Source organism: Polyangium jinanense (assembly GCF_028435365.1).
This window is the reverse complement of sequence record NZ_JAGTJJ010000025.1, coordinates 63,636-88,958: the sequence shown is the minus strand read 5'-3', so window position 1 is coordinate 88,958 and position 25,323 is coordinate 63,636. Positions and strand designations below refer to the sequence as shown.

At 66.9% G+C, this 25,323-nt stretch carries 19 protein-coding genes; 15 read left to right on the top strand and 4 right to left on the bottom strand.

Annotated elements, in window-relative coordinates; translation table 11 throughout:
- The first annotated feature begins 203 nt into the window (after positions 1-203).
- The 4 genes from KEG57_RS31425 to KEG57_RS31410 are packed head-to-tail and all read left to right on the top strand — an operon-like array spanning position 204 to position 4,801.
- Complete coding sequence (locus tag KEG57_RS31425; RefSeq protein WP_272459120.1) at positions 204-1,289, top strand: hypothetical protein; 1,086 nt, start codon at positions 204-206, stop codon at positions 1,287-1,289.
- A gap of 48 nt (positions 1,290-1,337) precedes the next feature.
- Complete coding sequence (locus KEG57_RS31420) at positions 1,338-3,716, top strand: FG-GAP repeat domain-containing protein (protein WP_272422767.1); 2,379 nt, start codon at positions 1,338-1,340, stop codon at positions 3,714-3,716.
- 48 nt (positions 3,717-3,764) lie between these two features.
- Entirely contained in the window at positions 3,765-4,529 is a 765-nt protein-coding gene (locus KEG57_RS31415; RefSeq protein ID WP_272422768.1) for a DUF6065 family protein, read from the top strand.
- Entirely contained in the window at positions 4,526-4,801 is a 276-nt protein-coding gene (locus KEG57_RS31410) for a hypothetical protein (RefSeq protein ID WP_272459119.1), read from the top strand. Before KEG57_RS31415 ends, KEG57_RS31410 begins: the two co-directional genes overlap by 4 nt.
- 40 nt (positions 4,802-4,841) lie before the next feature.
- Here KEG57_RS31410 and KEG57_RS31405 read toward each other — a convergent pair whose 3' ends face one another.
- A complete protein-coding gene (locus tag KEG57_RS31405; RefSeq protein WP_272459118.1) occupies positions 4,842-5,543 on the bottom strand; it encodes a hypothetical protein in 702 nt (233 codons plus the stop codon).
- A 781-nt stretch (positions 5,544-6,324) separates the two neighbouring features.
- Between KEG57_RS31405 and KEG57_RS31400 the strand changes: the two genes are divergently transcribed.
- The 8 genes from KEG57_RS31400 to KEG57_RS31370 all read left to right on the top strand — a co-directional run bounded on the left by KEG57_RS31400 (position 6,325) and on the right by KEG57_RS31370 (position 16,985).
- Positions 6,325-7,668, top strand: a complete 1,344-nt coding sequence (locus tag KEG57_RS31400) for a hypothetical protein (RefSeq protein ID WP_272459117.1) — start codon at positions 6,325-6,327, stop codon at positions 7,666-7,668.
- Positions 7,669-7,697: 29 nt separating this feature from the next.
- Complete coding sequence (locus KEG57_RS31395) at positions 7,698-8,600, top strand: hypothetical protein (RefSeq protein WP_272422773.1); 903 nt, start codon at positions 7,698-7,700, stop codon at positions 8,598-8,600.
- A gap of 200 nt (positions 8,601-8,800) precedes the next feature.
- A complete protein-coding gene (locus KEG57_RS31390; RefSeq protein ID WP_272459116.1) occupies positions 8,801-9,634 on the top strand; it encodes a hypothetical protein in 834 nt (277 codons plus the stop codon).
- Positions 9,631-12,024 (top strand): RHS repeat domain-containing protein, encoded by a 2,394-nt coding sequence (locus KEG57_RS55770; RefSeq protein WP_272459115.1) that lies wholly within the window; start codon positions 9,631-9,633, stop codon positions 12,022-12,024. The genes KEG57_RS31390 and KEG57_RS55770 overlap by 4 nt, the downstream gene beginning before the upstream one ends.
- On the top strand, positions 11,984-12,271 hold the full coding sequence (locus tag KEG57_RS56170; protein ID WP_372518195.1) for a DddA-like double-stranded DNA deaminase toxin: 288 nt from the start codon (positions 11,984-11,986) through the stop codon (positions 12,269-12,271). The genes KEG57_RS55770 and KEG57_RS56170 overlap by 41 nt, the downstream gene beginning before the upstream one ends.
- A complete protein-coding gene (locus tag KEG57_RS31380; RefSeq protein WP_272422776.1) occupies positions 12,268-12,669 on the top strand; it encodes an Imm1 family immunity protein in 402 nt (133 codons plus the stop codon). The genes KEG57_RS56170 and KEG57_RS31380 overlap by 4 nt, the downstream gene beginning before the upstream one ends.
- A 126-nt stretch (positions 12,670-12,795) precedes the next feature.
- Positions 12,796-15,810, top strand: coding sequence for a hypothetical protein (locus KEG57_RS31375; RefSeq protein ID WP_272459114.1), 3,015 nt, complete (start codon positions 12,796-12,798; stop codon positions 15,808-15,810).
- Positions 15,811-15,881: 71 nt separating this feature from the next.
- Positions 15,882-16,985, top strand: coding sequence for a sterol desaturase family protein (locus KEG57_RS31370; protein ID WP_272422778.1), 1,104 nt, complete (start codon positions 15,882-15,884; stop codon positions 16,983-16,985).
- Positions 16,986-17,038: 53 nt separating this feature from the next.
- Here KEG57_RS31370 and KEG57_RS31365 read toward each other — a convergent pair whose 3' ends face one another.
- Positions 17,039-17,380: a hypothetical protein gene (locus KEG57_RS31365; RefSeq protein WP_272422779.1), complete on the bottom strand. Its 342-nt coding sequence runs from the start codon at positions 17,378-17,380 to the stop codon at positions 17,039-17,041.
- Positions 17,381-17,692: 312 nt separating this feature from the next.
- On the opposite strand from KEG57_RS31365, the gene KEG57_RS31360 reads away from it, so the two are divergent.
- The 3 genes from KEG57_RS31360 (at position 17,693) to KEG57_RS31350 (ending at position 22,523) form a co-directional block, all read left to right on the top strand.
- Complete coding sequence (locus tag KEG57_RS31360; RefSeq protein WP_272422780.1) at positions 17,693-19,378, top strand: serine/threonine protein kinase; 1,686 nt, start codon at positions 17,693-17,695, stop codon at positions 19,376-19,378.
- 354 nt (positions 19,379-19,732) lie between these two features.
- Positions 19,733-22,201: a sodium-translocating pyrophosphatase gene (locus tag KEG57_RS31355; protein ID WP_272422781.1), complete on the top strand. Its 2,469-nt coding sequence runs from the start codon at positions 19,733-19,735 to the stop codon at positions 22,199-22,201.
- 115 nt (positions 22,202-22,316) lie between these two features.
- Entirely contained in the window at positions 22,317-22,523 is a 207-nt protein-coding gene (locus KEG57_RS31350) for a hypothetical protein (protein ID WP_272422782.1), read from the top strand.
- A gap of 113 nt (positions 22,524-22,636) precedes the next feature.
- Here KEG57_RS31350 and KEG57_RS31345 read toward each other — a convergent pair whose 3' ends face one another.
- Together KEG57_RS31345 and KEG57_RS31340 are read right to left on the bottom strand one after the other, a co-directional pair.
- Positions 22,637-23,416 carry an AgmX/PglI C-terminal domain-containing protein gene (locus tag KEG57_RS31345; RefSeq protein ID WP_272422783.1) on the bottom strand — a complete coding sequence of 260 codons (780 nt, stop codon included), beginning with the start codon at positions 23,414-23,416 and terminating at the stop codon, positions 22,637-22,639.
- A gap of 58 nt (positions 23,417-23,474) precedes the next feature.
- Positions 23,475-25,295 (bottom strand): AMP-dependent synthetase/ligase, encoded by a 1,821-nt coding sequence (locus KEG57_RS31340; protein WP_272422784.1) that lies wholly within the window; start codon positions 25,293-25,295, stop codon positions 23,475-23,477.
- Positions 25,296-25,323: the final 28 nt, after the last annotated feature.

Below are 25,323 nucleotides of genomic sequence, written 5' to 3'. Positions count from 1 at the left end.
TTCCAACCCTCTCCCTGCCAGGCGCCAAGCGGCTGGCGACTCCGCGCCAGGGGAGTTTCGCTTCCAGTGAACGAAGAAAACTTTCAGCTATCTGCGAACGTAGGATGCACGAGAGCGATGACGCGTGGCGACATCAACAAGGAGTGCTTTCCACGTTGTCGCGGGTCGTTGTAAGATTTTCGATCGCACATCCGGAGCGTACCGTGAACAAGCGATCCATCACCTGTCTGCTATTCCTTCTTGCATCTCTCGCGGCATGCGGGGGCGAACCGAATCCTTCTCCCGGTGCGGGCGGCACCGGGGGGACCGGCGGCGCCGGCGGAATGGGCGCCGGCGGAATGGGCGGCACCGGAGGGATGGGCGGCGCGGGCGGAACGGGCGGTGTTGGCGGCGGCGGAATGGGCGGGGCCGGAGGCGCCGGCGGCACGGGCGGCGGCGGGGGAATGGGCGGCGGCGGAAACGAGGCGCGCGTGGTCGTCGGCGTGATCAATGCGCCGAACGAGCTTTTCCTGCAGGCGGCCTCGATTCACGTGGTGGCGAAGGTGGACGGCGCGGTGGTCCACGACGCGTTGTGGGGCACGGGCGTGCCGGCGCCGATCCAGCTTCCCCAGGAGATCCCGATCGAGGGGCTCGCGGACGACGCGCTCGTGGAGGTCTCGCTGGAGACCGATGTCGACGGCAAAGGAGACGTGAGACAGCGCCTCGCCAGCACCCGCGCCCGCGCGGGCAAGACGCCCCTGCTTCGCGTCACGATGAGCGGCGATGCTTGCGGCGAGGGTTGTGGCCCGGGGCTCACGTGCAACTGGGGTCGCTGCCTGGATCCTTATCTCGCGCCCGAGGTGCTCGAAGCATACACGTCCGACTGGGCGAAATATAGCTGGTGCAAGCCAAAGGAGCCGGGCGCGCCGACCGTGACGCTCGGGCAGGGCAACGTGATCTGGAGCCCGCTCGCGGATCAGGACACGCTCCAGGTCTGGGCCGGCGATCAAGGGGGGCACCACATTTTCGCGTCGCTCCGCACGCTTGGATTGAAGCAGACCGCGGTCGTGAAGCTCACGGCGACGCTGGTCGACTCGGGCGAGGTCATCGGGCCGTCGCAATCGGTGCGCGTGTTTCCGGACAGGCCGGCGCAGGGGTTTTGTGAAGCGAAGGGGATCCTCTTCCGGATCGATTCGCAGCTCGACATCGGGGTGCTGGTGAATCAGCAGGTGAACCTGAAAGCCGAGATCTCCGACGCCGATGGAACGGCCGTCACGGAGCAGAGAACGGTGGTGATTGGTTCGCCCTGACGAATGGACGGGGATGGCCTTTCCAGCGGAGAATCGGAGGACTTGGGGATGAAGCGTAGCAAGCTTGCGATTTGGGCAGCCGTCGGGCTCGTGCTCTCGGCGTGCGGCGACGGGGGCACAGGGACCCCGTCGGGAACGGGCGGATCCGCCGGGACAGGCGGAATGGGCGGCGTCGGGGGCACGGGCGGCGCCGGCGGGACGGGGGGCGTCGGCGGTCAAGGCGGCACCGGCGGTCAGGGCGGCGCGGGAGGCGTGGGCGGCGTCGGAGGAATGGGCGGCGCCGGAGGAATCGGCGGCGAAGGCGGTGAAGGCGGCGCCGGTGGAATGGGCGGCGCGGGCGGCGGGGGCTCGATGGGCCTGCATTTCGTCGTCGACGGCTCGTATCCCGCGGCTGTGGGCGCGGGCAACACCGCCCTTCGTACGGCCGACATGGACGGCGACGGCAAGCTCGATCTCGTCGTGACGAACACGAGCGGCGGCTTCATCGGCGTTTTGCGAGGCAATGGGGACGGGACGTTCCAGGAGATCCATCGAGCCCAGTTCGAATCGATCACCGTGAACGTCGCGGTCGCCGACATGAACGGCGACGGTAAGCCCGACGTCGTCGCGACGAACAGTTTCTTCGGGACCCCGATCGGCGTCTTCGTCGCCCTGAACCAGGGAGACGGCTCGCTCATGGCGCCGCAGCAATACGCGACGGGCAGCACCACGCCCGGCGCGTTCGCTCCCACCGACATCGACGCGGACGGCGACATCGATATCGTGGTCTCCCGCGGGTCGGGCGGCATCGACGTGCTCACGAACGCCGGAGACGGCAAGCTCACGCTCGCGGCGACGTATAGCACCTCGGGCGGCACCCACAACATCTTCGCTGTCGCCGCGGGCGACGTGGACGGTGATGGATTCGTCGACGTCGTGGCGACGAGCTCGTCGACGTCGAACGTGTCCTGGCTCTGGAAAGGGACGGGCGGCGGCGCGCTCGCGACGGGCGTGACGCTGCCGTCGCAGCGATCCGAGTCGATCGTGCTCGTGGACCTCACCGGTGACGGAAAGCTCGACGTCGTCGTGGGCCCGCGGCAAGCGTTCACCACCGGTTATGGCGTCCTCGTGAACAACGGTAATGGCACGTTCGCGCCGATGGTGAAATACGCGAACGAGGCGGACGCCGAGATCGAGGAGATCAAGGACGTCGACGGCGACGGCCAGCCCGACGTGCTGCTCGCGCACCGCTTTGGCGGGGCCTATGTCCTGAAAAACACCGGCGGCGGGGCGCTCTCCGATCCGATCGCGCTCGACGCGGGGCGAAACCCGAAGGCGCTCGCCGCGGGCGACGTCGACGGCGACGGGGACACGGACATCGTCTCCGGCAACGACGGCCCCGGGATCTCGGTCGTTCGGGGCGACGGAATGGGCAGCTTCCTCGCGCCGCTCGGCGTGCCGTACGGCGTCGGCGCCCGTCAATCGGTGGCCGCCGATTTCGACGGCGACGGGCACAAGGACATCGTGTTCAGCCATGTCGCGGCCGTGAATACGATACTACGGGGAAAGGCCGGCGGCGGGTTCGAACCGGCGGGCTCGAACGACGTCCTCGAGGCGCCGATCGGGCTCTTCGCGTTCCCGGCAGACGAGAATCCGAGCCTGGACCTCGTCGCCGCGTTGCCGGGCGGGAATGACGAGGGCTACGTGGTACAGACATTCCCGAACACGGGCGGCCTTTCTTTCGGCCCGTCGATTCCTTCTTATCCTGGGTTCTTCGGCGCCGGGAGCACGGACGTCGGCGACACGGACGGCGACGGCGATCTCGATATCCTCGTGGTGGCCGATACGAACAACGGCGGCATCTCGCTCCGGAACAACGGCGATGGCACGTTCTCGGACGCGGAATACCTTTTTACCGACGCCGTGGCGATCGCCGATTTCAACGAAGATGGGAAGCTCGACTTTGCTGGCGCGGGCGAATTCGTGGTCTTCTTCCAGCCCGGCAACGGAGACGGGACGTTCGCGAATGCGCCGGAATACCTGCTCGTCGACGACATCATCGGCCACATGGCGGCGGGCGACGTGAACGGCGACGGGCACGCGGACTTCGTGGCGACGCACGCGCAAGGGGACGGAGTCGTGCTGATGCTCGGCGTCGGCGACGGCACGTTCATCGGGACGACCTTCATGCTGGGCCTCGGGATCGCGCACAACCCGGTGCTCGAGGATCTCGACGAGGACGGAGACGAGGATCTCGTCGTCCTCGCGGGCGGACGGGTGAACGTGCTCCTCTGGGAGGGCGATTTCTTCACGGCCGGGCCGACGATCGGCGAGATCTCGCGCCCGACGTCCGTCTCGGCGTCGGACGTGACGGGGGACGGCCGGCCCGACCTGCTCGTCACGTCGAATACGACGAACTCGCTCGTGGTCCTTCGGAACACGAACTGAATTTCCTTCCCACCAGGCCGGGGAGCTTTGCTAGGATCGTCCCGGCCGATGTCCGAGAAGTCCGAAAAGCTCCCCTTCCTCGCCTACCACACCAGCACCGGACAGCCGCCCGAGCTCGTCCCCGGGCCCATCCAGCGCGAATGGATGAACGACACGCGGGACGCGTTCGCGAACCGGTGCCTGCCGCTGCTCATCGCGAACCAGGCTGGCTGGCTCGTCCTCTCGCCGCACACGGTGCGGGCCATCTGGGACGGGACGGGCTCCTTGAAGAGCGTGTGCATCGAGAACCTCGAGGGCCCGGAGCCGTACCTGGCCATGAGTCATTTCGGGCACGGCATCCTCACGTTCACCATTCCGTTCCTGTTCCGCACGCCGCCCGGATACAACCTGCTCGTCCGGGGCCCGGCGAACATGCCGAAGGACGGCGCCTATCCGCTCGACGGGATCGTCGAGACGGACTGGACCACGGCGACGTTCACGATGAACTGGCAGCTCACACGGGCGCAGTACCCGGTGACGTGGAAGCGTGGCGAGCCGATCGCGATGATCGTGCCGATGCGCCGCGGCGAGCTGGAATCATTCGAGCCGGAGCTGCGCGGGCTCTACGACGATCCGGAGGTCGCGAAGGCATACCTCGAATGGCGGAACAGCCGGTCGCAATTCATCAAGGAGCTGCCGATCGAGGGCTCGAGCGCGAACCAGGCGGCGTGGCAAAAAGACTACGTGCACGGCCGCGCGCCGGACGGGACGGTGGCGAAGGAGCATCAGCGCAAGCTCGCGCTGAAGCAGTGGAAGAAGGGGAAGAAGCCGTGATCAAGCGGCTCGCCGACGCGATCGTGCACGGCTTCGGGTTCAGCGCGGGCAAGGCGCTGTTCGACGAGGCGGTGGAGAAGGTCGAGGAAGCGACGCGGGAGCCGACGGCAAAGGAGCGCGAGGCGGCGGCGAAGGAGGCGCAAAAGCGCGCCGCCGCCGAGGAGAAGGCGCGTTTGGCCGCGGCAAAGCAGGCCGAGAAGGACCGGAAGAAGGCCGCGGCGGAGATCGACGCGGAGCTCGCGGCGCTGAAGAAGAAGATCGGGAAGAAGTAGGGGGCGGGGTAGGGGGGGAAGGTCGAGGGGGAATCGACCGTCACCCGCCGGTGGTCTCGCTCTCGTTGCCCTCGTCGTCTCCCTCTTCGCCCGTGCTCGTGTCGGCGGTGGCGAGGGCCGATTTGGTGCGGACCTCGTCGAAGAAGAGGTCCTGCGTGGCGCGGTCCTTGGGGAACTCGGCCTCGACGCGGCTCATGATCTCGACGTACTTGTGGATGAACTTGTCCTTGGCTGCGTTCCGCGCGGCGCGCATGTTCCGCGCATGCTGGCCAGCGTTCTTGCGAGCGATGAGGGCGTTGTCGTAGTGCTCGCGGTGCTGGGCGATGGCCTCCTTCTCGGCGCTGGCGTCGGGCCAGAGGGCCTGTGCGGCGGCGAGTCGGCCTTCGAGATCGACCATGGCCTGGACCTGGGAGGCGCCGACGAGGCGGGTGATCGGCGCGGAGCCCTCGGGGAAGGCGATTGCTGCGATGCGGCCGCCGCGTTTTCCGTCGGCCATTTCGGCTTTTTGCTGGGTGACGCGGATGCGACGGTCGGAGACATAGTTTTCGTATTTCACGTCGACGCGCGCCGGTAGGATGTCCCGTACCGCTTGCTCATAGACGGCCTGGGCTGCGTGAAGCTCGGCGGCGGCGGCGGTCATTTCCAGCCCGAGCGCGAGGAGCGTGGCCTGGTTCGTGAACTTGCCGAGCATCCTCGCGGCGTACGCCGCCAGGTCTCCGCACTTGGAGACCGGGGTGTTCATGGTGGGGGCTTGCATTGAAATGGTCCTTCGAAGGTGATGCACGCTACCGAGACCTTCGCGCGCGTGTCAAGCAGATCGTGAGCACGGAGTGCGACCGGGGGCGCGCGCGTGCAAATCGATCGGGAGCCGTTTCATGGGGGGTGTCGCGGCGATGCAAGAGCGTAGGGCGGATCCACATCGAGCGCCTCGCGCGGGTGCAACAGGGGATGGAACGGATGAATGGGCGCCCTCGCGTGCGTGCAACGGGGCGCAGGGCGAGCACTTCACAGTGCTTGCGTGCACGCAAGAGGCTTCGTGTCGCGTGATGGCGAGGCCTTGCACCGGTGCAAGGCACGCCTCGTGATGTGTGGGGGGGCTCTTGCGTCGGTGCAAGACGGTCCTCGGGAAGTGGGAGCCTCGATTTGCACCGGTACAAGGCACGCCGCGCAACGTCGATCGGCCTCTTCGCGCCCCCGCAAGCGAGCTTGACAACGTTTCCCGGCCCGGCTCTTTTGATTGCATGGGAAGGGGTGCGATATCGGTGCGGGGCGTTGCGTGGGTGGGCCGCCTCTTGTTGGTGGTCATGATCGCGCTTTGGGGCGGCTGCTTTGCCGGGCCGCCTCTCGGATATGACGAGGGGCTAGCTGCCCCGCGCCCGAGGACATGCAGCATCCGTCCCCGCTTGTGCTCTCCGCGGGTATGACGTCCCCCGAGGGTCGCATCGGAGATGATGCTTCGGAGTTGTCGGTTCGAGGCTTCCGACCGGGATCGAAGGGGCGGTACCATCCGCGCGGGAGGTCGCATGCGCGATCGTATCCTCGCCTCGTGCTCGTCGTTGCTCCTTGTCGTCTCGTGCGTGCCGGCGATCGCTCGCGCGGAGATCCGCGTCTGCGTCAAGCCGCCGGACGTCGCATCGAACGTGAACGAATGGGCCTATTCGCCGGGGGCGAAGGCCATGTGGACCACGAGCCGCGCGAAGTTCACGCTGAAGAGCCAGGGGCTCACGACCTACGTATTCGACCCCTACGCGCCGCCAGCGAGCGCGAGACGCCTACCGATCCCGCACAACAAGCTGACCTGCCCCGCGCCGCCGCCGCGCCCGAAGCCGGCACCGGCGAAGGATGCGTCCAAGGACACGGCCAAGGAGAGCAAGGCGGGAGCTGCCACGTCCACCGAGGCCTCGGAGCCGCAGAAGCCGCCGTCGGCGAAGGACGAGCAAGGGGAAGTCGTGCCGCCGGGCGTGAAGAAGATGCCGGAGCATCCGCCGGACAAGCCTCGGCCCTCGCCGCCTCCGCCCGAGGGCGTGCTGTCGAACGAGCCGCTGTTGCCGTCGACGTCGACCTTGCCGAAGAAGGACGAGGTGCATCCGCCGAAGTGCGTGGACGAGCATTGCACGCTCGTGGATCGGGGCGGCGCGCTGCCGGAGCGCGTGTTTCGACCCGGGGCGCCGCTCTCCAGTGTGGCGTCTTGCGAGCAGACGAAGGAGGGCTGCCAGGCGCGGAAGGAGAAGACGCGGGCCGGGGCGATCCTGGAGCAGGTCGTGATTGCGGGGGCGATCTTCAACCTGCAAATGAACGAGGATCTCTATCGGCCCGACGGAAAGGAATACGGGATCGTTGGCGGGATGAACGCCGACGGGCCAAACGACCCGAGGCTCCAGGCGGCGGCCGCGGCCGTGATGTTCTCGCCGGTGGCGATGGCGCTCGGCAACAAGTTCATGAAGGCGACGTCGGAGGCCTTGAAACGCGGGGAGAAGGTCGTCATCAAGAACGTGAGTGAGCTATCGGAGGATGCGGCCAAGTACCTGGCGGAGGAGTTTGGAGAGGAGCTGACGCAGGCGCTCGCGAAGGAGGAGGTGATCGGGCCGTATCGCGTGATGCAACACTTCACGGCGAAGCATGGACGGAAGTGGCAAGCGCACCACATCTACGAGACGGCGAGGATGGAGAAAATCGGCCTCGACCCCCTGGATGGGCCGTCGGTGATCCTCTCGAGCGAGGAGCACAGTATGTTTACGGCCAGTCTGCGCGATGCTACGAAAGGCATTGCCTACCAAGATCTCCCGAAGCTCTGGACGGCATACCAGGGGGTCTACAGATTGAAACCGCATTGGCTGAAGGCAATTGAGCATTATCTCCTGGATTGATCCAAACAGAAGCTTGCAGGACATAGCCAATGAAAACCAAGATTCTGTTGCACTTCGATAGCAACGATGTCCCGGGTGGGGAGCAGACCGTCCTTTCGCCCTCGGGCTGCGGGTCCGACGTGGCGGAGGTACAAGAATGGCCGATCCGGAGACAAGTCGTCGAGGTCCGACTGGACGCGAACGACCCCCGCCTGCCCCTCCTGCAAAAGCTCCTACTCGCCTACAAGGTCGAATGGTTCGAGGACCGGTGGGACGAGTACACGGACGAGGAGTTCGAGGCCGCACCCCTCATCATTGCGATCGGCACCTGGGAGATCTTCGTCCTCGGAGGCCCTCGGTTCGGCACGGACTACGACATCTCGACGGCGTGCCCGGTGTGTGGCGCAGGGATCCGTCAAACCTCGGCGTACGTGCTCGATGGCACAAGCCAGGATAGCATGCCGAAGCTCGGGCAGTTTCGCGCCGTGGGCAGCGAAGGCGAAATCCTGGTCGACGAGCGGCTCGCCGAGACGCTGGAGAGCGCCGGTCTCTCGGGGCTCTCCTTTCGTAGTGTGTACGCAAGGCAGAAGGACATGCGGCAGACCAAGCTGCCATGGAGGCAGATGTGGGCGTCGCACACGTTGCCCCCGATGTCCTCACGCTCGACGGGCGTCGAACGCGGCAAGGTGTGCAAGGCCTGCGGACGCAGCAAGTTCAACTTCTCCCTCAAGGAACCCTTGCGCCTCGTGTACCACGCCCGGGACCTCGTCGGAGCGCAAGACGTCAACCGGATGTGGGAGCGTTTCGGTATCGCGCGGTGGAACGGCGACCTGAAGACAGCCGTGCTCTCGCAACCCGATTTCCTCGTCACCCCCAAGGTTTGGCGCATCTTCCGCGACGCAGGCGTGACCGGATTCAAGTGGCTGCCCATCCGCGTCGTCGAAGACGAGTGACGGGGCGGCAGCGCAGGGACGGTCTTGGAGCGCGATGGTCTCCCGTGTGACGAGCGCCCTGTGCATCGAGGTGCACGCGCAAGGCGCGTTCTGGGCCTAAGAGACGCCTTTGAGACGCCGGAGACGTTCGCAAGGGACGCGATGCGCGCGGCGCCGCGCCGACGACGCGGATTCGCGACACGATTCACGTCGTCGGCGACGTGGACGCGTTCGGGAACGTGCTCGCGGAGGTGACGTATATCGGCAGGGATCACGGGCTCGGCGTTGCGCCATCGAGCACGGCGGAGCACGTGGAGGACGTCGAGCGGATCTTCACGAATGACGCATCGAAATGGATTCTCGGTCGGCTCGCGGAGGAGACCGCGTGCAGCACGGCAGGCGAGGAGACGGCTTGCCGGACGACGCGGCAGGAGCACGACATCTTTGGACGATTCAAGCGAATCGAGGTCGAGAGCGAGGGGGACGCGGAGACCAAGCTCGGCGTGCTCGTCACGCGGGATGCCTTCGGCAACGTGGTGCGAACGGTCGCCACGGATGCATTCGAGGGGAAACGCGCGGCGTGTGTCTCTTATGATGAACAGGGGATCTTTCCGTTCGCGCGGAGGAACTCGCTCGGGCATCTCTCGTTCGAGCGGTACGATCCGGGGACCGGCGCACAGCTCGCCGAGGTGGATCCGAATGCGCTCGTGACGGCGCGGGCGATCGACGGATTTGGGCGCGTAACGCGGGAGGTGCGGCCGGATGAGACGGAGACGGTCGTCACGCGGCAACTCGTGCAGAACCGTATCGTGATCACGCGGGAAGCGGTCGGTTGGGGCGCAGAGACTGCGGAGTTCGATCGGCTGGGTCGGGTGCTGCGGTCGTGGTCGAGCGGCGTGTCGGCGCCGGGGCAGCTCGCGCCGCGGATCTTGCGCGAGGTGGTTTACGATGACCTCGGCGAGCGCGTGGCCAAGGAATATGTCGCCGACGCGGAGACGATGCCGGCGCGGCGCGGAAGTATGCCGAACGCACGTATGATGCCGTCGGGCGGGTGAAGCGTGAGGTCGCGCCGTGGGGTGGCGTCACGGAGACGACGTATGCGGGCGCGACGGTCACGACGAAGAATGCGCGCGGGTACATCAGGGAGACGACGCTCGATGGCCTCGGGCGGCCGGTGCGCGTCGTGGACGCGGAGAAGGGGCTCACGCAATACGAGTACGGACCGGCGGGGCTACGCAAGGTGACGGACCCCGGCGGGGCGGAGACGACGTTCGCGCGGGATGGGCTCGGGCGAGTGCGGTTCTCGCAGGATCCGGATCGCGGCGCGTCGGAGATCCATTACAACGGATTCGGAGAGGTCCGATGGTCGAAGGACGCGCTCGGCAGGGTGGTGCATCTGCACCATGATCGGCTTGGGCGCCTGTACAAGCGCGAGGATCAGGACGGGGTGACGGAATGGGTCTGGGATGTCGCGCTGAAAGGCGCGCTCTCCGAGGTGCATTCGCCGGGCGGGGCGATCGAGCGGACGCTTTACGATGTGCAGAAGGGGCGCGTCTCGGGGGCGGAGCTTTTGCTTGGCGGCGAGACGTTCGGTGTGGGGTACGCCTACGATGCATTCGGCAGGCCGGAGCGGGTACGGTATCCGGAGGCGGACGGGGTGCCCTTCGAGGTCGAGCTTGGGCTGGACGCTGCGGGGCATCTGAATGCGGTTCGTGACGCCGCTACGCACGAGGCGTACTGGTCACTTTCGGCAACGGACGGCGCGGGGCGCATCACGGGGGAGGTGCTGGGGCAAGGGATCTCGACGACGCGGAAATGGTTCGGGGAGCGGGATCGGGTGGCATCGATCCTGACGACGGCGGCCGGGGGGACGACGCTCCAGGATCTCGGGTATGATTATGATCCAGAGCAGAATGTTCGGCTGCGGCGGGACGAGCGACAGGGGAAGACCGAGTATTTCTCACATGATGGGCTCGACCGGCTCACGTGTGCTTCGTTCGACGCGGCGAAGCCTTGCGCGCGGGAGTGGAGGTATTCGCCCGATGGGAATTTGTGGAAGACGCCGGAGATCGGGTCGATCGAGTATGCGGATCCCGCGCATGCGCACGCGGCGACGGGGGCGGATGGGGAGAGCTTCGTTTACGATGCCGTGGGCAATCAGGTAGCGCGGCCGGGGCACACGATCGCCTACACCGCATTCGATCAGCCGAAGGAGTTCACCGCGAAGGACGGCGCGTCGGCGGTGCTGCTCGACTACGGCGGCGACGGGATGCGGCTCCGAAAGAGCACGCCGGAGGCGGTGACGATCTACGTGGGTGGGCTGTACGAGCGGGTGACGCGTGCCAACGGGGAGGTCGAGCATCGGTATTATGTGCACGGTCCCGAGCGGCCGATCGCGGTGGTGACGAAGAAGGCCGGCGGGATGGAGACGCGGTATCTCCATGTGGATGCGCTCGGGTCGATCGACGTGGTGACGGATTCGCTCGGGGGGAATGCCGAGCGGACGAGCTTCGACCCGTTCGGCGGGCGGCGAAATCCGGTATGGGGGGATGCGCCTTCGGGCGCGGGGCCGCCGGGGATCACGCTCGGATTCACGGGGCACGAAGAGGACGAGGAGATCGGGCTCGTCCACATGAAAGGGAGGCTGTTCGATCCGCGGCTCGGGCGGTTCTTGACGCCGGATCCGTTCGTCACGTGGCCGTGGTCGGGGCAGGGCTGGAATCCGTATAGCTACGTGCTCAACAACCCGCTGCGGTATATCGATTCGAGCGGCTATCAGCAGGTGGAGACGGGCGTGGAGGATCTGCCGCCGGTTCCCGGCGAAGTGCAGATGCCCACGGACCACGTGCACGTGCCGCTGGATGCGATCCGGGCGCTGTCCGGCCGAAATCCAGGTGAGGACGTCGGCGGGAGCGCAGGCAAGGGAGACGTGACGACAGTCGGCCAGCCGGTGCCGCAGCGGCACGCGATGCCGGCCGAGGAGGTGGAGAAGAGCGGGATCGACATTGCCACGGAGGTGCTGGCCGGCGCCGGAGAGCGAGCGCTGGAGCTGCCGGGCGAGCTCGCGGTCGGGTTCGTGATGAACCTGGTCATGCCGACGGCGCGCGGTGCTTCGTATCGGCCCATGGATGGGCCGGCGAATACGGACGACCTCGGCGGGCGGATCGCGGATGGCGTGAACCAGGCGAATCCGCTCCTACGCGGTGTCGGTCGACGTGATCAAGGGGGTGGACGCAGGGGAGAAAGGGGATTACGCGGGGGTTGGTCGGGCTGGGATGGGCGTCGTCGCCACGGTGGCGATGACGGTGCTCACGCTGAAGGCGGGGGCACGCGCAGGAGGAACGGCACCGAAACAGGTCGATCTGCCGTTCGTCCCTCGACAACCCTTGACGCGAGGAGTCCTCGTGACGGAGAACGGCTCGGCTGCCCTCAGCAGTGGCATTGAAGGACCAGCTCGTGGCTTGCCGAAGGGAAGCCCTGGATTCGATATTGTAACGAGAACGCACGTTGAAGGGCATGCTGCCGCAGCCATGAGATCGAATGGGATCAATAGCGGAACACTCTACATCAACAACCCGAGGATTTGCACGAGTTGCATGCAAAATCTGCCACGCATGCTTCCTACCGGTAGTCGGTTGAAAGTGGTGCTGCCGGATGGATCGGTTGTTCGATTCGAAGGGAAGGCCCCATGAGTATCACGTTTCGCGATGAGCAAGACGAAAACAATCCCCGCAACGGTTCGACGGTACAGAACCCCTCGGATCTCGATGAAGTCTTCATGAGTGCGGCCCGTCGACCGCCGTTTTTCTTTTCTCTGACCTCCCACGACTCACACCTTCTGGTTGGCGTCGGAAGGGGCATAGGGTGCGTGCAACATTCCGACGCCGACGGCAATGTCCCCTACCTGGCGGCCGTCCGACAACAAGGTGATTCAGCAGGCGCTGATGCGTATGAAGAATTCTTAATTGCCGACACACCCACACCCATAGCAAGCAGGTATTGTCTTCCCCTCCCCGATGTGATGAAGATCGTCGAGGTATTCGTCCGCTGCGGCGGCCGGGCGACGGACATACTCTGGGAAGAAATTTGACGCCCGCGGCGAGCGGCGGCGCCGGCCGAGGAGGTTGAGGTTCGTGATGAACATTTCAATGACGTGCCGGGCAGGATCGGCGCGGGAGCTTTACATGACACACCCGCGAAGCTAACGTCCGCCGCCGTGTCGCCTCCCCGGACCTCGATGCTCCCTGCGCTCTTCATGCTGGCAGCATCCTGCGCGCCGACCGCGCGGCCCAAGCCCACGGCATCGTCCATGCCGCCCGAGGACACGCCGAACGTCACGCGCGCGAAGACCCCCGAGGGGCCGGAAGCGCGCTGGGTACGCACGGGTCGTACGACACGCGTGATCCTCCCTTTGCCGGAAGGAACGCTGGTGCTGATGGGGGGCCGCCGCGCCCTCGTCCGCGCCGATGGCTCGATCCTCGACGAAAAGGTCCTCACGCCCGAGCCGCTCGACGACATGCTCGCCGTACCCACGCCGCGAGGGCTCCGCCTCGTCGGGTATAACAGCCAGGCCCTTTATCGCTTCGACGATCCTTTGGGCGAGCCCCGTGTGCTCGTCGAGGCGTTCCTTGTCGGGGCGGCCAACACGATCTCGAAGGTCGGCGCGGGGCCCGGCTTCGTGGCCGTGTGGGATTCGGATGGCGGCGGCGCGCCCGCCCTGCTGCTCGACGTGGAGACCGGCGCGACGAGGACCCTCGCGGGGTGGCCCGACGTCCCGCCGACCGAGATCCTGTTTCGATCGATGGACGAAGGGGCCGTCGTGTTCGAATCGATTGGCCTCGCCCTCACGCGCGACGGCGGCAAGACATTTCAAGTGCCCGACGCCGACAAGCCCGAGGAGCGGGTGTACGACTTCGGCCTCGGACGGCGCAGGGATCGGATCGAGGCCGTCCGCGGTGACTTCCGCGCCCCCATCGATTTCGCCAACAACCGCGTCGGCGCATTCGCGCGTCGGTTCGTCGGCATGGCCCAGACGAACCCCACGCTCGCGTGGATCGAAGCGACCGAGACCGATCCGATCGAGCTCGCCATTCGCGATGGCAGCCCCGACCCGCGCGGGGGCGTCTTCATCGCCGTGAATCGCATGGCCGCCCGCGTGGATCCGAGGACGGGCGCTGCCCTGGAGGTCGCGTGGAATCCGTTGAATCTCCAGATGGACACGCTGCATGATCCCCATTGGCACGACATCATGGCTTGCCGCGCCGCGCATTTGCCGGATCGAGGGCTCGTCTTCTGCCCCATGGATTCCGACCGCGTCGAGACGGCCGCGTTCAGCGTGAAGGGCCCGCTCACCCTGCGGCGCGTCGAGATGCCGAAGCTCTCCCAGACGTATGTTCACGAGGTCGTCCAGAGGCCCCGCGGCGCCCTCGTCTTTTTCGGACATTGCGCGCCCCCGCGGGCGAAGGACGCATCCGCCGAGGCAGAGGAGGAACGCGTCGTATTGTGCGCGTCCGGGGCTGGGGGGGACGTCGAGCCGGTCCGTCCTGCGCCGGACCTTTATGATCAAAGTTCCGGCGGCCTGGAGGGCGTCGGCGCGCTGGACGATGGAACCATCGTCCACCTGAAGGGCATCACCGGCAACCACGTGGACCCGCAGGGGGAGTCCGGGGTGCCGATTCCCGAGACGCGATTCGAGCTTTTTTCACGATCGATCAAGCCCGAGCTGCTGCCGCCGATCACGTTTGACGAGGGAGCCCGGGGACCAACGAAGGTGCTCGGATCCATCGAGCAGGACGAAAGCGGAGCCTTGCATGCGATGGTGTCCCTGAATGACGAGATCGTTCATGTCCGTCAGCCGCTCTCCGGGCCGGCGACGGTGACGCCGCTGTCCGCGCACCATGCCCAATTTCGCCGGGGGCGCGGGGTGATCCTCGGCGACGATTTGCTTCTCTCCCCCGATGCCGGCGCGTCGTGGTTCAACGCCGGCCCGCTGCCCAAAGACCCCGTGCACAAGGATGCAACGCTCGGCGCCCTGCCGAGCGAATCCGGGATTGCCATGCTGCGCTGGCTGCGCGTCGGATGGGGACCGGCAGCCCCCTATCCCTCGGCTCCACCGCCGCCCGTGGGCCCACCGCTCGCCATTCTTCCCAAACCGAGCGAGATGGAGCCGACGGTCCGAACGCTCTCGTGCGCGCGTCGCGGCCGCATCGGCGCAGCGCCGCCGCTCTGGGATGCGAGGGCGCGCCAGGCCATGTACGACGCCGCGAGCGGAGCGGTCTCGACCGTCGATCACCGGCTCATCGAGGAGGTCGTGGTCGCGCAAAGCGCCGAGGTCGTTGCCGGACGGCTGGAGGCGTTCGCGTCCTCCGACGGGGAAACGGCAGAGCGATGGACGCTCCAGGCCATCGATCCGCACGAGACCACGGGGAAAGTTGATACGTGGACCGTGCCGGCGCCCCCCGACGTCCCATTGCTCCCCGACCTGGATGGCGTCGTTCGCCGAGGGAACCGTACGCTCTTCGTCGTGTTTCACCATGAAGGCGGTCGCCTCGTGTATGATCTGGTCCTCGCGACCCCGGGGAAACCACCTCGCACGACGCGCCTCCGCAAGCACCCCGACGGGAGCTTCTTGACGGCGACCTTGGGGCCGAACGACGACGATCCGGTCGTGGGAAACATCGGGCAATACCTCTTCGCATGGATGGCAGACGGATCGCTGCGGAACGTCGCCCCCTTGCATGGCCCGCGCAACGTGGCCGAGGCGGGGATTCTTGGGAGCAAGGATCTGCCAGTCCTCCTCAACGGATACGGGTGGGCCGCTGTGCAGACGCTGCCGCTCGGCGCAGGCGCGAATGCGACGTCGCCTCTTCCCTTGCACGGATGGACCCTGCATCGACCTCCGATGCGAGGTGGGTTCTGGGCCATGCCGACCTGTCGTCCGGGCGCATCAGGGATGCTGTTTCGTCTCCGGGAGCAAAACGAGCGCATCCTCCTCGAAGTGGACGGCGTGAAGTCGACGGACCCGAGCATCCACGCGCTGTATTACGAGATCCGCGTCGACAAGGGCTCGGCGTGCATCGAGAGCGTCGACGTCAGCCTGGGAGAGGAGGAGCTCCCGGACCGCCCGCATCCGTTCGGCTTCGTGACCGCCCATTTTCCGAAGAAAACCGCGCACGCCATGGAATGGGGCGACGGCGGGTCGTTCGTCCGGATGGCCTGCACGCTGCATTGATGCCGCATGGAGGGGGCTCCCCGGTCGCCCCGCGTGACGGAACCCGCCCGCCTCGCTAAGATGTCCCCGCCGTGGACGTCATCACCCTGTCCATCCCGGGATTCTTCGTTCTCATGGGCCTCGAATGGCTCGGGGGCCGCGTGAAGAAGCGGCGCGTCTACCGCGGCCCGGACGTGCTCGCCGATCTGCTCCTCGGCTCGGCGCAGACGCTCTTCGGCGTCGTCGCGGCGGGCGTGCTCCTCGGCGGCTACCTCTTGCTCTACGAGCGACGCTTCTTCGACGTCTCGCCGAGCTCGGGGCTCGCCTGGGTCGTCTTGCTCGTCGGCCTCGATTTTCTTTATTACTGGTTTCACCGCGCCTCGCACCGCATGAACCTCGCCTGGGCCGCGCACGCGCCGCATCACCAGAGCGAGGATTACAACTTCGCCGTCGCGCTCCGGCAGGGGCCCGTTCAGCCGCTCGTGTCGCGCGTGTTTTACCTGCCGCTCGCGCTGCTTGGATTCCCGCCCGCGATGTTCGTGACGGCGCTCGGTATCAACACCGTCTACCAGTTCTGGATTCACACCGAGCTCGTCGGGAAGCTCGGCCCGCTCGAATGGGTGCTGAACACGCCCTCGCACCACCGCGTGCATCACGGTTGCAATGGGCGGTACCTCGATCGCAACCACGGCGGCATCCTGATCATCTGGGATCGGCTCTTCGGGACCTTCGAGCCCGAGGCCGACCAACCCGTGTACGGCACCGTGAAGCCCGTCGCCTCGTGGAACCCGCTCGTCTGCGCATGGGCCCCGTTCCGCGACATCCTGGACACCGCCGCCCGCGCGCCGCGCTTCCTCGACAAGATCCTCGTCTGGATCATGCCGCCCGAGTGGCGGCCCCGCGGGATGGCGCCCGCCGATCTCGCCGTCGCGCCGGATCGACCGAAGTACGACGTACGGCCGACGCGCGGCGCGGGCATCTACGCGGCCGTGATGCTCGTCTTCACGCTCGTGGCCACGGTGTATTTTCTCTTGAAAGGCGCCACGGCGCCGATCGGGACGCAGCTCGTGTTCTCGGCCTGGTTCGTCGCGGCGCTCGGCGGGCTCGGGGGCGTGCTCGAAGGGCGCGCATGGGCGAAGCCGCTCGAAGCCGCGCGGATCGTCGCCACGCCGTTCGTGCTGGGCATGCTTCTCTGACGATCACGCCGACCTCGGCGTCGTGTTCGTGCTCGGTTCGTTCGGGGCGCAGGTCAGCCGACGCGGATCTTGGCGTCCCCACGCTGCCGGCCGGTGAGGGTGCGGATCTCGATGCGGTACACGCCGGGGGCGGACACCACGAACTCGATCGGAGGAGGGCTCTGCGGGGCGCCCGTGGGCGGATCCCGCACGAGTGTGTCGAGGATGTTCGCGCCCGACGGCGAGAAGACCTTGAGGGAGTAGGGCGGGACCGACGTCTCGCTGGGGACGAAGACGAGCGAGAGCCGATCCCCGGGCCGGATCTCGTCGAAAAACGGCACGGTGCCGCGGCCCGAAGATCGGGCCGGGTGGCAGTAGATCTCGATTTCGCCTGAGCTCTCGATCGGTCCTGACATTGTTGGCGGTGTCGCCCCCAGCGGCGTTTGTGAGGGCATGGGGCGACGAGAGGACGCTAGCAGCCTTGGGGCTGCGCCATCAAGCCCCGTCGACGCGGCGCGCGCTCCCCTGGTAGTATCCGCGATGATGCCGCAAGGCCTCGCCTCCGCGAGCGCACGACCGAAGGTCGGACGCACCCGCGGGAGATCGAGCGGGCGGCGCGTGGATCGTCACGCGAGCCAGCCCCGTACCCGAGGAGAACACGAAGGAACATGGATCAGCGCGCTCTCCAGCGATCATCGTTAGGCCCGAAGACCGCGAGCGCGGACCCGATGATCGGTAAGGTCGTCGCAGGTCGTTACCGCCTCGAGACCCGGATCGGCGAGGGCGGTATGGGCGTGGTCTACCGCGCCCGCCACGTGCTCATCGATCGGGTGGTCGCGCTCAAGCTCATCCGGCCGGATCTGCGCGGCGAGACCCACCTCCGCGCATGGATGCTCCGCGAGGCTCGCGCCGCGAACCGCGTGGATCACGCGCACATCATCGACATCCACGACATCGGCGAGACCGAGGAAGGCGAGCTCTATCTGGTGATGGAGTACCTCGTCGGCACGCCGCTCTCCGCGGAGCTCGCGCGCGGCCCCATGCCGATCGCGCGCGGCGTCGACATCCTCGAGCAGATGTGCGCCGCCCTCGCGCGCGCCCACGACCTCGGTGTCGTGCACCGCGATCTCAAGAGCGACAACATCCTGCTCACGCAACGCGGCGGCCGGAAGGACTTCGTCAAGATCCTCGACTTCGGCCTCGCCGCGATCGCGCGCGACCCGCGCCTCGCCCCGAAGGGCGCAGTCTTCGGGACCCCGGAGTACATGTCGCCCGAGCAGGCGCGCGGCGAGGAGGCCACGCCCCACGCGGACCTCTACGCGCTCGGCGTGCTCTTCTACGAGATGCTCACGGGGCAACTTCCTTTCCGTGCAAACGATCGCGAGACGCTGCTCGAGATGCAGCGGACGGCGATCCCGCGGCGCCCGCGCACGGTGCGCCCCGACGCGCATCCGCAAGGCGAGATGATCGCGATGCGGCTGCTCGAGAAGGACATCCGCAAGCGCTACCGCGACGCCCACCATCTCCAGGAAGAGCTCAAGGCGCTGCAGCGCAGCCTGCCGAGCACGCCCTGGGAGATGGAGACGGGCGAGGCCGTGCCCGCGCCGCCGCCGCCGCCGCCGCCGCAGTCGGCCGGCGTGACGGAGTGGGCGAACCGGACGGCGCTCTTCGCACGCATGGTGGCCCGCGCGCATCCGGCCGGGAACGCGCCGCCCGACATCCAGGCAGCGCTCGCGCAGCTCTGGGACCTCGCAGCGAAGGCGAACCGGCTCGAAGGCGAGGTCGCAAGCCACACGCGCAAGGTCGAGGCCCTCGAGCGGCGCGGTCGCGCACTCCGCGCAGAGATCGGTCGTAAGGTCGAGGAGCTCGCGCACGAAGAGTCGCGCGTGATGCGCGAGGCCGCGGCCGACGGCGAGGACGTGGACAAGGTGCGCAGCGAGCTGGCGCAAGCAGAGAAGCTCGCGATGGAGGCGAAGCAGCTCGCCGACGGCGCCGCGCGGCAAGGCGCGTTCGATCGAACGGTGTTCGAACGCGCGGGCGCGACGGCCGCGACGGTGCAGGCAAAGCGCGAGCAGCTCGCGCGGTACGAGGCAAAGAAGAACACGCGCGAGACGACGGCGCGTGATCTGCGGCGGCAGATCGACGAGCTCCGCGGGCAACTGACGCGGTACGCGGAGGCGCTCGAGGAGGATCTCGGCCAAGGCCGCGAGAAGGTCACGCAGCGGACGCGCGAGGGCCTCGCCTTCGAGAAGGCCTTCAGCGACGCGTCGAACCTCCTGCTCGCGCACCTGCGCAACAAGCCCGAGTGCCGGGATCTCGTGGCGGAGCTGCTCACGGCGAACAAGGACGCGAACACCGCGTCGACCGAGAGCGGTGAGCCCAAGCCCTCGCTCGAAAAACGTCCGGGCAACTGATCGGACGAGGGGGGCTCCGCTCGGACGAGCCGAGCCGCGCCCCCAAACCCCAGCTGCCGAGGGGCCGGACGGGGCCGGCCCAACCTCCAACAAAAGAAGGATGACGGGGAAGTCGCGTTGTGGTAGTCAGCGCGCGCCTCGGCGGGGAAAACCGTCGAGGGCGAGGCTGTGCTGAAGCGTCGGCGTCAGGGCTAGCGGGTCGATTTCGACGGAGCCTGCGCCACGGGGACGAACCCCGTCGGTGCCCGCTCATCCGCGACTCACGCAGGCGGCCAACCCCTCGGAACCTGGGAGATCGCCACGACGGCGGGAGCCATCGTCGGCGGACTCCTCGTTTGAAGGAGGCACACCGTCATGAACGTAGAGGGTTCTTCGCGCCCAAGCGGGGCGCGAGCGTGGCCCGCGCGCGCCTTGGCCGTCGTAGGCGCGCTGTTCGCTATCGCCCTGGCTCGTCCCGCACAGGCGGACGAGGCTTCGCTGAAGCTTCCCGATCTGGGCTCTGTTTCCTTCATGGGGAACATGGACGGACGCACCCTGCTCCTCGCGGGCATGGGCGTCTGCGCGCTCGGCCTGATCTTCGGGATGACGATCTACATGCAGCTCAAGAAGATGGCCGTGCATCGCTCGATGCTGGAGATCTCGGAGCTCATCTACGCGACCTGCAAGACGTACCTGATCACGCAGATCAAGTTCATCGTGCTGCTCGAGGTCCTCATCGGCCTCGTGATCGCGGTGTATTACGGTTATTTCAAGCACTTCGACGTCGGTCGTGTCGCGCTCATCCTGTTCTGCAGCCTCGTCGGCATCGCAGGCAGCACGGGCGTCGCCTGGTTCGGCATCCGCATCAACACGTTCGCGAACTCCCGCACGGCGTTCGCGTCGCTCCGCGGCAAGCCCTTCCCGACCTACGCGATCCCGCTGAAGGCGGGCATGAGCATCGGCACCGTGCTGATCAGCGTCGAGCTGCTCGTCATGCTGATCATCCTGCTCTTCGTGCCCGGCGAGTACGCGGGGCCGTGCTTCATCGGCTTCGCGATCGGCGAGTCGCTCGGCGCCTCGGCACTCCGCATCGCGGGCGGCATCTTCACGAAGATCGCCGACATCGGCTCCGATCTCATGAAGATCGTCTTCAACATCAAGGAAGACGACGCGCGTAACCCGGGCGTCATCGCCGACTGCACGGGCGACAACGCGGGTGACTCGGTCGGCCCGAGCGCCGACGGCTTCGAGACGTACGGCGTCACCGGCGTCGCGCTCATCTCGTTCATCCTGCTCGCGGTCGCGGACGTCAAGACGCAGGTCCAGCTCCTCGTCTGGATCTTCGTGATGCGCATCATGATGGTCGTGGCGAGCGTCGTCAGCTACCTCGTCAACGAGGCGATCGCGAAGGCCCGCTACGGCACCGTCGACAAGATGAACTTCGAGGCGCCGCTCACGTGGCTCGTGTGGCTCACGTCGTTCGTGTCGCTCGGCCTCACGTTCGTCGTGTCGTACCTGCTCATCCCGAACCTCGGCGATGGGACGCTCTGGTGGAAGCTCTCGCTCATCATCAGCTGCGGCACGCTCGCGGGCGCGATCATCCCCGAGGCGGTCAAGATCTTCACCTCGACCGAGAGCAGCCACGTGCGCGAGGTCGTGACCTCGTCGCGCGAGGGTGGCCCGTCGCTGAACGTCCTCTCCGGCATGGTGGCCGGTAACTTCAGCGCCTACTGGCTCGGCATGGTCATCGCGGGCCTCATGGGCGCCGCGTACCTGGTCGCGCTCCAGGGCCTCGCGACGGTCTTCACGTCGACGATGGCCGCGCCGGTCTTCGCCTTCGGCCTCGTGGCCTTCGGCTTCCTCGGCATGGGCCCGGTGACCATCGCGGTCGACTCCTACGGCCCGGTGACCGACAACGCGCAGAGCGTCTTCGAGCTCAGCGTGATCGAGTCGATCCCCGGCATCAAGGACGAGATCAAGAAGGAACACGGCTTCGACGTCGACTTCGAGAAGGCCAAGCACTACCTCGAGGAGAACGACGGCGCGGGCAACACGTTCAAGGCGACGGCGAAGCCGGTGCTCATCGGCACCGCAGTCGTCGGCGCGACGACCCTGATCTTCTCGATCATCCTCGAGCTGCAGGCGGAGTTCGGCGTGGTGGAGGCCATCCAGCGCCTCTCGCTCATCAACGCGCCCTTCCTCCTCGGCCTCATCGTGGGCGGTGCGGTGATCTACTGGTTCAGCGGCGCCTCCTGCCAGGCCGTCGTGACCGGCGCCTACCGCGCAGTCGAGTTCATCAAGGCGAACATCAAGCTCGAGGGCGCCGAGAAGGCGAGCATCGAGGACAGCAAGAAGGTCGTCGAGATCTGCACGCAGTACGCGCAGCGCGGGATGATCAACATCTTCCTCGCAGTCTTCCTCGGCACGCTCGCCTTCGCGTTCCTCGATCCGTTCTTCTTCATCGGCTACCTGATCTCGATCGCGCTCTTCGGTCTGTATCAGGCGCTCTTCATGGCGAACGCCGGCGGCGCCTGGGACAACGCGAAGAAGCTCGTCGAGGTCGAGCTGAAGGAGAAGGGCACCCCGCTCCACGCAGCGACGGTCGTCGGCGACACCGTCGGTGATCCCTTCAAGGACACCTCGTCGGTCGCCATGAACCCCATCATCAAGTTCACCACGCTCTTCGGCCTCCTCGCCGTCGAGCTCGCGATCAAGATCCCGCACCAGACGAGCATCGTGCTCGCGGGCATCTTCTTCGTCGCGTCGGCGATCTTCGTGTGGCGTTCCTTCTACGGCATGCGCATCAAGACGGACGTGAAGGCAGCGGCGCCCGCGGCGCACTGATCACGTTCTGACAGGCGGACCGAAGCGGTCCCCATCGAGCGCCCTCGCTCCTCGCGGAGCGGGGGCGTTCGCTTTTTCGAAGCGAGCGTTACGCCTTCGAACTATAAATCAGGCCATGCGAGCTCTCTGCCCGTCGTGCGGTTTCCACCACGAGGTCGTCCGCGTGCTCGAAGACGGGCACGGCGAAAGCCGCAAGGATGTCTACCAGGTCGCGCCGCTCGCCGAGTGCGAGCGCACGTGGATCAGCGACCAGGAGCTACTCGAAGCGCGTGCGCGTTTCGGCGCCGAGGCCATCGTTCAGGACGACGAGTACGACGTTTGAGGGCGTAGCGCCGGGGTTTCACCCCGGGCCCGACCAGGGGCTGTCCGCCCCTGGACCCGGACCAGGGCAAGCCCTGGACCTTTGGTGCATCGACCGCGATGCGGTCGATGCAATCAGAAGACGACGGGGACGAGGACCTTTACCTGCGCGGGCGGGGCAGGGAAGCGGAAGGTGCCCACGACCTGCGCGACGCAGCTCGTGAGCTCGCGCGACCAGAAGCTCGACTCAGGGACCCACACCTCGTCCACGCGGCCCGCGCCGTCGATCGTGAAGGAGAGCGTCATGCGGCCACGGACGTGGGCGCCGCGCTTGGATTCGAGCAGGTAGCAGTCCTGCACGTCGTCGCGATGATCCACGAGGATGCGCTGCACGACCTCGTCGGTGAGCGGGCCCGTGATCGTGGCAGCCTCGATGCGGGCCTTTACGCGCTCATGGGGGCGGCTCGAGCCGTAGCCGAAGCCGCTGCCATGGCCGTAGCCGGAGCCGTGTCCGACAGTGCCGAGCGTGCCGAGGCCGATGCCCTCGCCCGTCCCGCCGCCGCCGATGCCAACCCCGCTCAGGCCGAGGCCGCCGTACACGCCGACCGGACCTCCGACAACGCCTCCGACGACGCCGCCCTCCGAGCCGAAGATGCTGCCGAGGCCTTTGTTCGAGTCTGCGCCCTGGAGCACGCCGATGATCCCGTACTCGGCAGGTTCCGCGGGATCCTTCTCGAGCACGGCGGCTTTGTCGCCCGTGGCGGTCTGGATGGGTTTGTCCGCGGGCTTGGCCTTGACCCCGTCGCCGACCATCACGACGGGCTCAGGGCCCGTGGAGCGCGCGGCGCTGTTCGCGCAGCCGCCCACGAGCCACGCCGCCGCTGCGAGTGCCGCCACGCGAGCCTGGTTGTGCATGAAAGCGAGGGTAGAAGGGGGGATACAGGGCGTCAACGAGTGACGCCCGAGGGAGGCGTCACGCAGCCGTCGCCGCGTCCTGCCCCTTGGACTTGCCCTCGGCATAGAGGGCCTCGATCTGCTGGCCGTAGCGCTGCCACACCACGCGGCGCTTCACCTTGAGCGAGGGCGTGAGCAAGCCGTTCTGCGTGGTGAAGTCCTCGCTCGTGAGCGTGACCTTCTGGATCTTCTCGAAGCCCTTCCACTCGGCCGAGTACTTCTGGATCTCGTCCATGACGAGCTCCTTCACGCGCGCGCTGTCGCACATCGCGGCGTCGCTCTCGAACGAAAGGCCATGCCCTTGCGCCCACGTCTTCACGGCCTCGACGTCGATGGCCACGAGCGCGACGTTGTAGAGGCGGTTGTCGCCGTAGACCATCGCGTTGAGGATGTACGGCGAGAGCTTGAGCTGCTCCTCGAGCGGCGCAGGCGAGACGTACTTGCCGTTCTCGAGCTTGTACTGCTCCTTGATGCGGCCCGTGATGTAGAGGTAGCCCTCGTCGTCGAGGTAGCCGAGGTCGCCCGTGCGGAAGCCGCGATCCTCGGTGAAGACCGCTTGGTTCTCCTCGTCGCGGTTGTGGTAGCCCTGCATGATGTTGGGCCCGTAGATCACGATCTCGCCGTGCTTCGGGTCGCCCGACGCTTCCTTGTCGATGACGATCTTCACGTGCGGGATCGCCTTGCCGACGCTGCCGATGCGGTGCGAGCCGGGGCGGTTCGCGGTGGCGATCGGGCTCGTCTCCGTGAGGCCGTAGCCCTCGTAGACCGTGATGCCGAGCGCGTCGATGAACTCGGCGACCTCACGCGAGAGAGCCGCGCCGCCGCTGAAGGCGTACTTCATGCGGCCGCCGAACTTCGCGCGGATCTTCGAGAAGACGAGCTTGTCGGCGAGCGCGAGCTGGATCTTCTCGCCGATCGAGAGCGAGCCCGCACCCTCCTTGCGCTTCTTCGTGGCCGCGGCGATGCCCGCCTTGAAGAGGGCCTGGATGGGCTTCGGCTTGCCGGCCATCTGCTTGTTCACGCCGTCGTAGATGCGGTTGAAGATGCGCGGGACGCTGCAGAGCATCGTCGGGTGCACCTCCGCGAGGTTGCCGATGATCTTGTCGACGCCCTCGGCGAGGGCCATCGCGCCGCCGAGCGAGAGGAGCGCGTGGAGCTCGCAGGTGTGGCCGAACGAGTGCGCCCAGGGAAGGAACGAGAGGCTCCTGTCGTCGGTGACGAGCGGCAGGATCTCGTGCACGGCGTTGATGTTCGAGGCGATGTTGCCGTGCGACAGGATCACGCCCTTGGGGTTGCCCGTCGTGCCCGAGGTGTAGATGAGACACGCCGTGTCGGCGGGCGTGGGCTTGATGGCCGGGACCGGGCTCTTCGCGCCGGCCTCGAGCAGCGCTTCGTAAGACGTGGGCTCGCTCTTCGGGCGCCCGAGGCCGATGATGTGCTTGAGCGAGGGCGCCTTCTCCGGGATCTCCTGGGCCTTCTGGTAGATCTCCTCGGTCGCGGCGATGAGCGCGACGGCCGAGCAGTCGTTCACGATGAAGGCCCACTCCTTGGGGAGCTGCGCCTCGTACATCGGCACGAGCGCCGCGCCGAGCCCGTAACACGCGTAGGCCGCGACGGCCCACTCGATGCGGTTGTTCGAGATGATGGCGACGTTGTCGCCGCGCTTGACCCCGAGCGACGCGAGGCCCGCGCGGAAGTCGTCGACGAGCTTGCCGACCTCGCCGTAGGTGGTCCACACCCACCGGCCGTCCTTCTTCACGCCGAACAGATCCTTGGTCTTGAACTGTTTGACGGAGCGCTCGAACAGGTCCACGAGTGTCTCGAATTTCGCCGACGACATGTCCTCTCCTTAGCTCGGTCCCTGAAAC